Raw genomic sequence first — 12949 nt, forward strand, 5'->3', positions numbered from 1 at the left:
AGTCCCGGAAGGAGTCCTTCCCGGCTCACGAGACCGGCTGCTCGGCGGCGGTGCGGGAGCGGCGGAAGGGCGGGAAGACGACCTTGTCGCGGGCCCGTTCCAGCACGCCGCCCGCCGGGTCGTCGTCGCCGGAGAGCCGGACCAGGTCGGTGCGCGGGCGGTAGATCTCGCGGAGCACCAGTACGCAGAGCCCGGCGACGGCGAGGTCGCGGACGACCACGCCGCCGAGGAACCAGCCCGCAGGCAGTCCTTTGTGGTCGACGCCGAGGTAGTAGAACATCCGGGGCGCCCACACCGCCGCGTCGATGACCATCCAGCCCAGCAGCAGCCGCCAGCGCGGGATCGCCAGCACCGCCAGCGGGACGAGCCACAGCGAGTACTGCGGGCTCCACACCTTGTTCGTCAGCAGGAACGCCGCCACGACAAGGAAAGCCAGCTGCCCGAACCGCGGCCGGCGCGGCGCGGTGAGCGCGGCGTAGGCGATTCCCGCGCAGCAGACCAGGAACAGCACCGAGACCACGATGTTCAGCACGGCCGGCGTCTGTCCTTTGTGGAGTACGCCGTCGAAGCCCGCCCAGCCGGTGGCGTAGGAGATGACGTTGTAGAGCGAATCCGGGTCCATCGGGCGCAACGTGTTGAGCCGGAAGAACTCCCACCAGCCGCGCGGCGCGGCCACGATGAACGGGACGTTCACCACCAGCCAGGCCAGCACGGTGAACGCCGCGGTCCGGCTCCAGGCACGCAGTTTTCCGGCACGCAGGCACAACAGGAACAGCACGCCCAGCAACAGCAGCGGATACAGCTTGGTGGCGACGCCGAGTCCGAAGAGGACTCCGGCGACCTCCGGGCGTTTTCGCGCCCACGCCAGGATCCCGGCGGCGGTGGCCGCGGTGGCGAGCGCGTCGAAGTTCGTAAAGGTATGGACCAGTACCAGCGGGGAAAGGGCGACGAGCGCCGCGTCCCACGGCCGGCGTTTCGTCGTCCGCCCGGTGGCCCACACGGTGACCAGCCAGGCGAGCGCGAGCCAGAACGCGGAGATGTTGAAGTAAATGGCCACCGGCAGCGCGCCGGGCAGCCAGCCCGCGTTCGCGACCGAGGTCCAGCCCGCCGCGAGCTTCGCGTTGATCCACTGGAACAGGCCGGTGACCACCGGGTACTCCATGTACCGGGTCTGGTTCTCCGCGGTCTGCGAATCCTCCTGCCACGACGTGACGTAGGGGAAGGTGTTCGCGTCGTCGAGCTTTTCCGAGCTGTAGAGCGGAACGATGTCGGAGTAGCACATGGCGACGAACGGGCGGCCGGACCGCCAGTCGAGCTGGTGCACGCCGTTGGAGTCGCTGTACTGCTGGATGCAGGAGGCCTTGCCGAACCAGCACACCACCAGCGCGAGCACGGCCATCGCGAGCCCGACGCGCTGCGGCGACCAGAACCACTGCCTGCCGACCGCCGCGTGCGCGCCGATCGGGCCGCCGACGGGTCTCGTCGCCGCGGCCACCAGCGGATCGTGCCTGCTGGGGGCGATCCGCTCGGCGGGCGTGAGCGTGCGGGGAGCCGAATCCGGCTCGTCGGCGGGTTCGGAGACGCGGGACACGTCGGGATGCTATCGGTCCGCGGGTGGGGCGCCGGTCATTTCGGATCCTCGTAAAACCCGGCAAGCACCTCGAAAGCGGCGCCGAGGGCCACCGCCTCCTCGCCGAGATCGCTCAGCTCGACGTCGATGCGCTGCCAGTACGGCACCGGCAGCAGTTCGCGCAGCTGCTGCGAGACCGTTTCGCGGTAGACCTCCGGCGCGCCGCGGACGGTCCGTCCGAACAGGACGATCCGTTCGAGATCGAGCACCTGCACCAGGTCGGCGAGCCCGATGCCGAGCAGCCGGGCGGCGTCGTGCGGGGTTCCGGCGGCGCGGTGCATGACCTCGACGCAGCCGCGGCGTCCGCAGGCGCAGCGCGGTCCGGCATAGGCGATGGTGGTGTGGCCGAACTCACCCGCGTTGGTGCGCGGACCTCGGTAAACGCGCCCGTCGATGAGCAGGCCGACCCCGATTCCGGTGCCGACGAGCACGACCGCGGTCGCGGCCGAGGTTTCCTCCGGCCAGGCGTGCGCGAAGGCGGCGGAGTTGGTGTTTTTGTCGAGCGTGACCGGCAGCCCGGTGCGTTCGGCGAGCAGATCGCGCAGCGGGACGTCGTGCCAGCCGGGCATGTTGGTGGCGTCGCGGACCCGGCCCGCGTGGTGGTCGAGCGGTCCCACCGCGCCGACGCCGAGCCCGAGCACGCGGGCCGGGTCGACGCCCGCGAGCAGTTTGCGCACGCCGTCGGCGATCGCGGTCACCGCGGCCTCCGGGCCGAAGCCGATCGGCAGGGGGCCTTCCACGATCTCCTCGACCTCGCCGGTCAGGCCGGTGCGCAGCACGAGGAAACCGTCCCGGTCGACCTGCGCGCCGAGTGCGCAGCGGGCTTCCGCGCGCAGCCGCAGCATCGTGCGCGGTTTGCCGACTCCGGCCGCGGGTGCGCGTTCGACGTCGAGCAGTCCTTCCGGAAGCAGGTCGGACACGATTTTCGACACGGCCTGCTGGGTCAGCCCGGACCGCTGCGCCAGTTCGACCCGGCTCAGCCCGCCCGCGCGCAGGATGTGCCCGAGCAGCAGCGCGCGGTTGTGGCGTCGCAGCCCGCGCAGGTTGACGCCGGTTTCCGCCATCGGCCGATCATCTCGGACGGGTGGCCTATTACGCAACAGTGTTGTTTAATGGGGGTCATGGCTGATGACGCGCGGGTCGGCATCCTCGGGTACGGGATCGGCGGCCGGATTTTCCACGCGCCGCTGGTCGCGGCGACGCCGGGCCTGGTCCCGGCCGTGCTGGTGACCGCGAACCCGGAGCGGGCCGCGCAGGCGCGCGCCGAGCACCCCGGCGCCGAGGTGGTCCCGGACGCGGACGCGCTTTTCGCCCGCGCGGGTGATCTCGACCTGATCGTGGTGACCACGCCGAACCGCACGCACGTGCCGCTCGCCCTGCGCGCGATCGAGGCCGGGATTCCGGTGGTCGTGGACAAGCCGTTCGCGCCGACCGCGGCCGAGGCACAGCAGGTGGTCGACGCGGCGAAGGCGAAGGGCGTCGGCCTCACGGTCTTCCAGAACCGGCGCTGGGACTCGGATTTCCGCACCGTCGCCAAGGTGCTCGAGTCCGGCAGGCTCGGCGCCGTCTTCCGCTTCGAATCCCGCTACGACCGCTGGGTGCCGAAGATCAAGGACAACTGGCGTGAGTTCGGCGACCCGGCCGAGGCCGGCGGGCTGCTCTACGACCTCGGCGCGCACATCGTCGACCAGGCGCTGCAGCTGTTCGGCCCGGTCACCCAGGTGTACGCGGAGGTCGACCGCCGCCGCCCCGGCGTGCAGGTGGACGACGACGTGTTCGTGGCCCTGCACCACGCGAATGGCGTGCGGTCGCATCTGTGGTCGTCGGCGCTCGCCGGCACCCGCAACCCGCGCTTCCGCGTGCTCGGCGACCAGGCCACGTTCACGAAATACGGCCTCGACGTCCAGGAACCGCAGATCAAAGCCGGTCTCCGGCCCGGCGACGAGGGCTGGGGCGTGGAGCCGGAAAGCGACGCCGGCGTGCTCGGCGTGAACGACGACACCGAAGTGGTGCCGACCGAAACCGGTTGCTACGAAGCGTTTTACGCCCAGGTCCGCGACGCGCTGCGCGGGGAAGCGGAGTTCCCGGTGGACCCGGCGAGCGCGGTCGAGGCGTTGCGCGTGATCGAAGCCGCGCACCGCTCGGGCGCCGAAGGCCGCGTGCTCACACTCGGCGGCTGAAGCCGCCCTCCGAACGGCCGTGGCCGCGACGGCCTCCCCCCACCGTCGCGGCCACGGCCTTTTTCGTCACTCCTGCGGCGGTTGCTCGCCGGTCGACGGACCGCCGCTGGGCGGGTTGTGCGACGACGGCTTGCCCGACGGCCAGTGCGGGAACCCGCTCGGCCAATGCGGCTGGCTGGGCCCGCCGGTGATCGGCCCGCCGTGGTCGTTCCCGTCGCCGGGATCCTCCGGTTCGTTGCCGGTGGTCTGCTGCGGAGGATGCTCTTCGCCCGCGTTCTGGTCGCCCTGGTCCGGCGGCGGGGCCTGCGCGCCGATCAGCGGCACCTGGTCGAACTTCTCGCCCGGCTTGCCCTTGAGGTAGCCGTCGAGGAACTTCTGCCACATCGGGCCCGCGATCGTCGAACCGTAGATCGGTGACGTGCCCGGACCGTGCAGGTTCTGGTCGCCGTCCGCGCCGACCCACGCCGCGACCGAGACCGACGGCGTGTAGCCGACCATCCAGGTCTGCGCGTTCGCGTTCGCCGCCCACGCCGGTTCGCCCGGCCGCTTCGTGTGCTGCTGGGTACCGGTCTTGCCGGCGCATTCGTGGCCGGACGGGCACTTCAGGTGCGAGAAGTCGATCACCGGGCCCAGCGCCATGGTCACGTTGCCGGCGATCTGCTTGCTCTTGTCCGCGCTGCTGTCGAACGCCGGTTTGCCCGCGCTCTGCTGCGCCTCGTAAGCGACCTCGTTCTGCGAGTTGGTCACCTTCTTCACGAAGTGCCGGTCGCGCTGAATGCCGTTGGCGGCGAAGGTCGCGTACGCGCTGGCCATGTCCGCGGGCGTGATCTGGGTCTGCCCACCGCCCAGCGCGATGTTCGCGTCCGCGGTGGAGATCAGCGACTGGCCGCCCTTGTCCTTGGTCTTGACGCCCGCTTCCTGGGCGGCCTGCCCGACCGGACCGGGATGCGTCTCGTTCAGCACCATGTCGTAGAACACCGTGTTCGCCGACCGCTTCATCGCCTCGGCGACCGTGCACTGCCCGGAGCAGCTGGAACTGGGACCCGCGTTGCGCACGACACGGCCGTCGAAGACCCGGTTGTTGCTGCCGTCGAAGGTCGAGTTGATTCCCTTGCCCATCTTGAGGAACGCGGTGAGGTCGAACGCCTTCATCGACGAACCGGGGTTCTGCGGCGTGTTCGCCCAGTCGCGGGCGCCCTGCTTCTTCCCGTTCACGTCGATGGTCGCCGGCCCGCCGTAGTACGCGAGCACCCCGCCGGTCTTCGGATCGACCGCCACCAGCGAATCGAGCAGCCGGTCGTCCGTCTGGTCCTTCAGCGCGTCGGTCGCCACCTGGGTCGCGACCTCCTGGGCGCGCTTGTCGATGGTGGTCTGGACCGTGTAGCCGCCGGAGTAGTACTTGTCGTCGTCGATGCCGTGCTGCGCCAGCTCAGCCTTCACCTGGGCGGTGATGAACTTGTACGGCGCGTTCGCGTCGCCCTTCGATTCGTCCAGCGGGATCACCGCCGGGAACTTCGCCTCCTGCCGCTGCTGCGCGGTGATGTACTTGTTCTCGAGCATCCGGTCGAGCGCGGTGTTCCAGCGGCCCTGCGCCACCTTCGGGTTCTCCGAACGGCCCGGCTGCTGGATCAGCCCGGCGAGCAGCGCCGCCTCGGAGTAGTCCAGCTTCGAGACGTCCTTGTGGAAGAAGGCCTGCGACGCCGCGCCGATCCCGTACGCCCCGCGCCCGAAGTAGATGATGTTCAGGTACGCGGTGATGATGTCCTGCTTCTCGTACGTCTGGTTCATCTTGAAGGACTTCGCCAGCTCGGTCCATTTTCGGGTGAGCGTGGGGGCGTCGTTGTCGGTGGCCTTCTTGATGTACTGCTGCGAGATCGTGGACCCGCCGCCGGTGCCGCCGGTGAGGTTGTTGAACACCGCGCGGAGCAGGCCGGTGACGTCGAAGCCGGAGTTGGTCTCGAACGTCGCGTCCTCGGTCGCGATCACCGCGTGCTTCACCACGTCCGGGATCTGCTGCGGGGTGAGGATCTGCCGGTTGCCGCCGGAGGGCACGTCCTTGCCCATCGGGCTGCCGTCGGCGTAGAGGTAGGTGACGGCCTGGTTCTGGCCCTGCGCGACGCTCTGCGGCGAGGGCACGTCGACCATGAAGTAGGTGATCACGAACGCGATCGCCGGGAGCACGATGAAGAGGCCGACGAACGCGTACGCACAGCGCCGGATGATCTTCCAGCGTCTCTTCTTGCGCGGCGCGGGCGTGCGGCCCTTCTTGTCCAGGTCTTCCGCCGGATAGCCCTCGTCCGGGTCGAGCGGTCCCTCGTCGCGATAGCCGGCGTCGCGGTAGCCCGGATCGCGGTAGTCGTCCTCGGCGATCCGGTGCGTCATCAGCTCCGGCTCGCGCTGCGGCGGCGGGACCGGGCGGCGGCCGGGCGGCGGCGGACGGCGGCCCGGCGGCGGAGAACCCGCCGGACCGGCGGCCGGACGCTGCGGGCCGCGGGCCCACGGCGGCGGGCCGGGCTGGGACGGGGGTGGTTGACGCCGCGGGTCGGGATCCCGGTCGGGCCAGGAGCGGCTGCGGTCGTCGTTCACTGCGGATCCTCTTCTCGGACACGGGCAGCCTGCGGACGCAGAAGGCCCTCTGTTGACCAGACGCGGCGACCCCGGTAGAGGTTCACTCCCCTGGCCGATCCCCTTCGCGAGGGGAGGAGACCGTCGGTGAACCTACCGCACCCCCAGCCGGGCGGTACCGACGAAAAGAGGCTCCTCTCCGGGGTGGAGAGGAGCCTCTTGGAGCGGGTCGGACGCGGATCAGCCGCCGCGCCGGGTCGGTTCGCCGTTCACCACCGGACCGCCGCCGCTGCCCGGATTGCCGCCTTCGGTTCCGCCGTCGAAGATGCCGCCCGGCCGGGTCGGGCTGGTGGTCGTCGAGGACGGCGGATGCGACGAGCTGGACGGCGGCGCCGACGACGAGGACGGCGTCGACGGCGGCGGTGCCTCTTCGCTCGTGGTCTGCCGCGGCGGCGGGGCCGCCTTGGTCGACGTGACGACCTCGTCCGCGTCCTTGCCGATCGGCTGCACCTTGTCGAACTTCTCGCCCGGCTTGTCCTTCAGGTAGTTCGTGAGGAAGTCCTGCCACGCCGGGCCGGCGATGGTCTTACCGAAGATCGGCTTGCCGTTCTTGTCGTGCAGCGGCTTGTTGCCGTCGCCGCCGATCCAGACCGCGGCCGCCACCGACGGGGTGTACCCGACCATCCAGGTCTGGGCGTTGCGGTCCTTGTACGAACTCGGGTCGCCGTCTCGCGGGTCGTACTGCTGGGTGCCGGTCTTGCCCGCGCATTCGTGTCCGCTCGGGCACTTCAGGTGCGATTCGGCGATGACCGGGCCGAGCGCCTCGGTCACGTTCCCGGCGATCTGCTTGCTCTTGTCCGCGTTGTCGTCGAACGCGGGCTTTCCCTGTCCGTTGGTGTCGTCGAAGATGACCTCGTCCTGGGAGTTCGTGAGCTTCGCGACGAAGTGCTGGTCGCGCCGGACGCCGCCGGAGGCGAACGACGAGTACCCGGCGGCCATGTCCTCGGGGGTGACCGCGGTGGCGCCACCGCCGAGGGCGATGTTGGCGTCGCTCGTGCCGAGTTTCGCCTTGCCCTTCGGGGCGGGCTGCACGCCCGCTTCCTTGGCGGCTTCGGCGACCCGCGCTGGTTTAGTCCAGTTCAGCACCATGTCGTAGAACACGGTGTTGGCCGAGACCTCCATGGCCTTCTTGACCGTGCACTGCGGACCGCAGCTGGAGCTTTCGCCCGCGTTGCGGACCACGCGGCCGCCGAGTTCCCGCCGGTCGGTGCCGTCGAAGGTTTCGCCGAGGCCCTTGCCCATCTTCAGCCACGCGGTGAGGTCGAAGGCCTTCATCGACGAACCCGGGTTCTGCGGGGTGTTCGCCCAGTCGGTGGCGAGCACGTCCTTGCCCGCGTCGTTCTTCACCGTGGTCGGCCCGCCGTAATAAGCGAGCACGCCCCCGGTTCTCGGGTCGACGGCGACCAGCGCTCCCCGGAGGTTCTCGTCGGTCTGGCCCTCCATGTTGTCCTGGATGGACTGCACCGCGAGCTTCTGCGCGTTCGGGTCGATCGTGGTGTAGATCTTCGCGCCGCTGGAGTACAGCTTGTCCTCGTCGTAGCCCTTGGCTTCCAGCTCCTGCACGATGCGCTGCCGGATGAAGTAGTCCAGCGTGCCCGCGTCCTGCTTCCGCTGCGCGTCGCGCGGGATCAGCGTGGGCAGCTGCGCGGCCTGCCGGTCGGCGGGCGAGAGCCAGTGGTTGGCCACCATCTGGTCCATCACGTAGCTCCACCGCTTCTGCACGTACGCGGTGTCGCGGTCGCGGCTCGGGCCCTGGATCATCCCGGCGAGCAGCGCCGCCTCGGACGCGTTGAGCTGGCTGACGTCCTTGCCGAAGTACGCCTTCGAAGCGGCGGCGATGCCGTTCGCGCCGCGGCCGAAGAAGACGATGTTCAGGTAGCCGGTGATGATGTCCGATTTGGACGCCTCGTTGTTCAGCTTGAACGACTTCGCCAGCTCGGTCCATTTCCGCGTCAGCGTCGGGGCGTCGTTCTTGGTCGCCTGCTTGATGTACTGCTGCGAAATGGTCGAACCGCCGCCGGTGCCGCCGGTCGCCTGGTTGAAGACCGACCGCAGGATCGCCATCACGTTGAAGCCGGAGTTCGTCTCGAAGGTCGCGTCCTCCGCCGCGTACACGGCGTGCTTGACGACCTCGGGCACCTGGTTGGGCTGCAGCAGTTCGCGGTTGCCGCCCTCCGGGACCACGCGGCCCATCACCGATTTGTCGCTGTAGAAGAAGGTGATCGGCTGGCTCTGCTTCGCGAGCACTTCCTGCGGCGAGGGCACGTCGACGGTGAAATAGGTGATCACGAACGCGATCGCGGGCACCACGACGAACAGGCCGAACATCGCGTACAGCACGCGCCGGACGATCTTCCACCGGCGTTTGCGGCGCTGCGCCGGCGAGAGCGGGGTCTTGGGCTTCTTGCCGTCCTCCTCGCTTTCCGGCTCGTCCTCGAAGTCCGCGTCGTCCGAGTACTGGGCGAGGCGGGTTTCCTCGTCGTACGGGTCGTAGCCGTCGTCGTACCGGTCGTCGTAGGGCGCGTAGCCGTTGTGCGCGGCATGCGTGATCAGGTCCGGTTCGCGGTCGGTCTCCGGATAGGACGGCGGAGGCGGCGGCGGGACCCGGCGGCCCTGGGGCGGCCGTCCGTTGGGCGGCGGCTGCCGGAGCCCCTGGGTGGCGTTTCCGTTCGGGCCGCCGTTGGGCCCGGGTCGTCCGCCCGGAGGCTGGCGGCGCGGCGGCGCGCCCTGTCCGTCGAGGATCTGCGAGGCACGGGTGCCCGAACCGCGGTCCTGCGGGCCGGGGCCTTGGGGCGCGCGGCCCTGCGGGGCGCGGTTTTGCGGCATGCGCTGCGGGCGGCGCGGCTCGTCGGCGGCGGGCCACTGCGGAGCGCCCTCGTCGCCGCTCGGCCATTCCGGACCGGCTTCGGCACGCGGGGCGCGCGGCGGGCGCGGCCCGCCGGCGGGAGGACGGCGGGGCGGCGCGGGGCGCCGGGGGGCGTCATCGGCGGGCCAGGCGGGACCGGGGTCCTCCTGGGGTCGCCGGGCACGGCGAGGTGCATCTGGCTCCTGGCTCGGCCAGGAGCGGTTGCGGTCGTCGTTCACGAATGGGCCTCCGAGGGCTGCACTGCCGGCGCCGCCGTCCGGGACGAACCGCGGCGCACCGCCCTGCGTTCTGCAGCGGTTGTGGTACTCGTCACTGCCCGGCAGTCCTTCGCGGCCGGGTCGGCTGGGGCTCTCCCGTGCCGAGGACATAGGACAGGACCAGATGGTTCCAGTGGCACGTCCGGCACACCTCTACGTCATAGACGGTGAACTCCCCGAAAATCCCGGACATCCGGGCCAGTTCGGCGGGGGTGCGTGCCGATCCCGAGACGTGCTTGAGCTCGTCGCCGTACACCCAGGAGACGAGGTGCAGCGGGGCCCGGCGGCACATCGGGCAGGCCCGGTCCTCGGGTCTGCCGTGGAATTTGGCCGCGCGGAGCAGGTACGGGCTCGCGTCGCAGACCTCGTGGTCTCCGACGCGTCCGGAGCGGACGCCGGCCAGCAGCGCACGGCGCTGCAAGGCGTAATCCACAACCTGCCGCTGGTTTCGCACGAGGACAGAGTACGGGCTCTTTCTGTGTCCGCGGTGCCCCCTGCTTTCCCGTACCCAGGGCAACCGTTCGGACACGCCGAAAGTTTGCTAACGCTCTGATCACGGATCGGCGCGCGCGTGCTGGTCGCGGGTTACTTCCGCCACTCCGATGTATCGGCGCGATATACTCGGCGAGTAGGTTGGCTGAGCCGGTTCCGGGTGATCAACGGTTCCGGCCGCGGCGTATTCCCGGAATGGGGTGTGGTGTGCTCGAACTCGCGATCCTCGGATTGCTGCACGAGGCGCCCATGCACGGGTACGTGCTGCGCAAACGTTTGCACGAGACGCTCGGGATGTTCCGGACGTTCTCGTACGGCTCGCTGTATCCGACCTTGCGCCGGCTGCTGCGGGCCGGTTACCTCGTCGAGGAGTTCGACGAGGCGGACGACCGGGCGTGGTCCCGGCGCGGCCGCCGCGTCTACAAGCTCACCGCCGAGGGCAAGGAACGCTTCGCCGAACTGCTCGGCGACGCGGGACCGCAGACGTGGGACGACGAGGGATTCGGCGTCCACCTGGCGTTCTTCTCGCGGACACCGGCCGACGTCAGGATGCGAATCCTGGAAGGCCGCCGCCGCCGCGTCGAGGAGCGGCGCGAAGGGTTGCGGGACGCGCTGGCCAGGGCCGAGGAGAAGATCGACCGCTACACCCGCGAGCTGCACCGGCTGGGGCTGGAGTCGAGCGAGCGGGAGGTGCGCTGGCTCAACGAGCTGATCGCGCACGAACAAGCCGAACAGCGCGGCCCGGAGCAGCCGGGACTGGGTTGAGCGGCGGCCGCAACGGGGCGGCAGACCTGCAGATGCAAGTGAATGAGATTGAAGGAGAAACCGGCATGGGCGAGAACCGCCGCGTTCGGGTGGCCATCGTGGGCGTCGGCAACTGCGCCTCGTCGCTGGTCCAGGGCGTGCAGTACTACCGCGACGCGGATCCCGGTACGCGCGTCCCCGGTTTGATGCACGTCCAGTTCGGCGACTACCACGTGCGCGACATCGAGTTCGTCGCCGCGTTCGACGTCGACGCGAAGAAGGTCGGCCGGGACCTCTCGGAGGCGATTTCCGCCAGCGAGAACAACACGATCAAGATCGCCGACGTGCCGCCGCTCGGCGTCACCGTCCAGCGCGGGCACACCTACGACGGCCTCGGCCGGTTCTACCGCGAGACCATCGAGGAGTCCGACGAGACTCCGGTCGACGTGGTCGGCGCGCTGCGCGACGCGCAGGTCGACGTGCTCGTCTCCTATCTTCCCGTCGGGTCCGAAGAGGCCGACAAGTTCTACGCGCAGGCCGCGATCGACGCGGGCGTCGCGTTCGTCAACGCGCTGCCGGTCTTCATCGCTTCCGACCCGGAGTGGGCGAAGAAGTTCACCGACGCGGGCGTCCCGATCGTCGGCGACGACATCAAGTCCCAGGTCGGCGCCACCATCACGCACCGCGTGCTGGCCAAGCTGTTCGAGGACCGCGGCGTGCAGCTCGACCGCACGATGCAGCTCAACGTGGGCGGGAACATGGACTTCCTGAACATGAAGGAGCTGGAGCGGCTCGAGTCGAAGAAGATCTCGAAGACCCAGTCGGTCACCTCGCAGGTCGACCGCGAGCTCGGCAAGGGCAACGTCCACATCGGACCGTCGGACTACGTGCAGTGGCTCGACGACCGCAAGTGGGCCTACGTCCGCCTCGAGGGCCGCGCGTTCGGCGACGTGCCGCTGAACCTGGAGTACAAGCTCGAGGTGTGGGACTCCCCCAACTCGGCGGGCATCATCATCGACGCGGTGCGCGCGGCGAAGATCGCCAAGGACCGCGGCATCGGCGGCCCGATCCTGTCCGCGTCGTCCTACTTCATGAAGTCGCCGCCGGAGCAGTACGACGACTCGACCGCTCGCGACGCGGTCGACGCCTTCATCCGCGGCGAAGTGGAGCGCTGAGCCGCCGTTTGCCTGTCCGTGCGGGGAATCCTGCGGGAATCTGATTCCGGCAGGGTTCCCCGCACGGCAGTTTCAGGGCAGGTCGACGGTGACCAGTTCGGTTTTGGTCATCGCGTCGCGGAGCGGGCCGGGCAGCTGTTTGCCGTAGCTGGCGGCGAGCTCGCCCGCGCGGTCGACGGTCGTCCGCCAGCCCTGTCCGGCGAGCCAGGCGAGGCGATCGTCCGGCCGGATACCTGCCGCGACCGATTTGGGGTTGTTTGCCGAGGTGGGCTGCGTCACTCACGGAGCGCGGCAGGCAGTGCGGCCAGATCCGGCAGCACGGTCGCCTCCCGCAACACCTCCGGGTCCGGCGGGAAGTGCGGGTTCGGCACCGCGAACACCGTCATGCCCGCCGCGAACGCCGCGCGCAGGCCGTTTGTCGAATCTTCGACCGCCGCGCTGCGGGAAGCTTCGACGCCCAGCAGCATCGCCGCCCGCAGGTAGACGTCCGGCTCCGGCTTGCCCGCGGCCACTTCCTCGCTCGACACCGCCACCGGGACCAGCGACGTCAGGTCGCACGCGGTCAGGAACGAGTGGATCAGCACCGGCGGCGACGAGCTGGCGATCGCGACCGGCCAGTGCCGGGCGATTTCGCGGACGACCTGGTCGGCCCCGTCGATCACCGGCGGGCGGTCGGCGTACCGGGCGGCCATCTCGTCGATCACCGTGCGGGCGATCTCGTCCGGGGTGAGCCGCGCGCCCAGGGTGTCCACCAGGTAGTGCGCCCATTCCGGGGTGCTCATCCCCTGCTGGGCGCGGGTCGCCTCGGGGCGCCAGGTCCCGCCGTGCTCGGCGACCACGGCGCGGCGCACCTCGTCCCACGTCGTCTCGGAGTCCACCAGTACGCCGTCGAGGTCGAAGATCACCGCATCCACTTCTCCAGCCTAGGGGTCCTGGACTGGACCACCTTGTGAGCCGAATTACTTCGCCACCCTAACTAA

The 12949-nt window shown here is 69.9% G+C and carries 10 protein-coding genes; 3 read left to right on the plus strand and 7 right to left on the minus strand.

Features of this window, described 5'->3' with window-relative positions:
• Positions 1-25: 25 nt before the first annotated feature.
• Both F9C12_RS24100 and F9C12_RS24105 read right to left on the minus strand, forming a co-directional pair.
• Positions 26-1591 carry a glycosyltransferase family 87 protein gene (locus tag F9C12_RS24100; protein WP_409461924.1) on the minus strand — a complete coding sequence of 522 codons (1566 nt, stop codon included), beginning with the start codon at positions 1589-1591 and terminating at the stop codon, positions 26-28.
• 35 nt (positions 1592-1626) lie between these two features.
• Positions 1627-2694: an ROK family transcriptional regulator gene (locus F9C12_RS24105; RefSeq protein ID WP_409461925.1), complete on the minus strand. Its 1068-nt coding sequence runs from the start codon at positions 2692-2694 to the stop codon at positions 1627-1629.
• Between the two features lie 57 nt (positions 2695-2751).
• On the opposite strand from F9C12_RS24105, the gene F9C12_RS24110 reads away from it, so the two are divergent.
• On the plus strand, positions 2752-3810 hold the full coding sequence (locus F9C12_RS24110) for a Gfo/Idh/MocA family oxidoreductase (RefSeq protein ID WP_409461926.1): 1059 nt from the start codon (positions 2752-2754) through the stop codon (positions 3808-3810).
• A 66-nt stretch (positions 3811-3876) separates the two neighbouring features.
• On the opposite strand, the gene F9C12_RS24115 is transcribed toward F9C12_RS24110, so the two are convergent.
• From F9C12_RS24115 to F9C12_RS24125, 3 genes are all read right to left on the minus strand, one after another.
• Complete coding sequence (locus tag F9C12_RS24115) at positions 3877-6192, minus strand: transglycosylase domain-containing protein (RefSeq protein ID WP_409467061.1); 2316 nt, start codon at positions 6190-6192, stop codon at positions 3877-3879.
• Positions 6193-6615: 423 nt separating this feature from the next.
• The gene (locus F9C12_RS24120; protein ID WP_409461927.1) at positions 6616-9261 is read right to left on the minus strand and encodes a transglycosylase domain-containing protein; all 2646 of its coding nucleotides are present in this window, start codon (positions 9259-9261) and stop codon (positions 6616-6618) included.
• Positions 9262-9610: 349 nt separating this feature from the next.
• Complete coding sequence (locus F9C12_RS24125) at positions 9611-10012, minus strand: DUF5318 domain-containing protein (protein ID WP_043831456.1); 402 nt, start codon at positions 10010-10012, stop codon at positions 9611-9613.
• A 245-nt stretch (positions 10013-10257) separates the two neighbouring features.
• Here F9C12_RS24125 and F9C12_RS24130 point away from each other — a divergent pair, with 245 nt between their 5' ends.
• Positions 10258-10815: a PadR family transcriptional regulator gene (locus tag F9C12_RS24130; RefSeq protein WP_409184116.1), complete on the plus strand. Its 558-nt coding sequence runs from the start codon at positions 10258-10260 to the stop codon at positions 10813-10815.
• A gap of 65 nt (positions 10816-10880) precedes the next feature.
• On the plus strand, positions 10881-11969 hold the full coding sequence (locus F9C12_RS24135; protein ID WP_409184117.1) for an inositol-3-phosphate synthase: 1089 nt from the start codon (positions 10881-10883) through the stop codon (positions 11967-11969).
• 72 nt (positions 11970-12041) lie between these two features.
• Here F9C12_RS24135 and F9C12_RS24140 read toward each other — a convergent pair whose 3' ends face one another.
• The gene (locus F9C12_RS24140; RefSeq protein ID WP_409461928.1) at positions 12042-12248 is read right to left on the minus strand and encodes a hypothetical protein; all 207 of its coding nucleotides are present in this window, start codon (positions 12246-12248) and stop codon (positions 12042-12044) included.
• Entirely contained in the window at positions 12245-12883 is a 639-nt protein-coding gene (locus F9C12_RS24145; RefSeq protein WP_409461929.1) for an HAD family hydrolase, read from the minus strand. The genes F9C12_RS24140 and F9C12_RS24145 overlap by 4 nt, the downstream gene beginning before the upstream one ends.
• Positions 12884-12949: the final 66 nt, after the last annotated feature.

Origin of the sequence: Amycolatopsis sp. GA6-003 (genome assembly GCF_046267895.1) — a bacterium.
Taxonomy (GTDB): Bacteria; Actinomycetota; Actinomycetes; order Mycobacteriales; family Pseudonocardiaceae; genus Amycolatopsis.

Bases quoted from the DNA above. Each gene is read 5' to 3' on its own strand.
- F9C12_RS24105 (WP_409461925.1), bottom strand. From the start codon at position 2,694: ATGGCGGAAACCGGCGTCAACCTGCGCGGGCTGCGACGCCACAACCGC.
- F9C12_RS24110 (WP_409461926.1), top strand. From the start codon at position 2,752: ATGGCTGATGACGCGCGGGTCGGCATCCTCGGGTACGGGATCGGCGGC.
- F9C12_RS24115 (WP_409467061.1), bottom strand. From the start codon at position 6,192: ATGACGCACCGGATCGCCGAGGACGACTACCGCGATCCGGGCTACCGC.
- F9C12_RS24120 (WP_409461927.1), bottom strand. From the start codon at position 9,261: ATGCCGCAAAACCGCGCCCCGCAGGGCCGCGCGCCCCAAGGCCCCGGC.
- F9C12_RS24135 (WP_409184117.1), top strand. From the start codon at position 10,881: ATGGGCGAGAACCGCCGCGTTCGGGTGGCCATCGTGGGCGTCGGCAAC.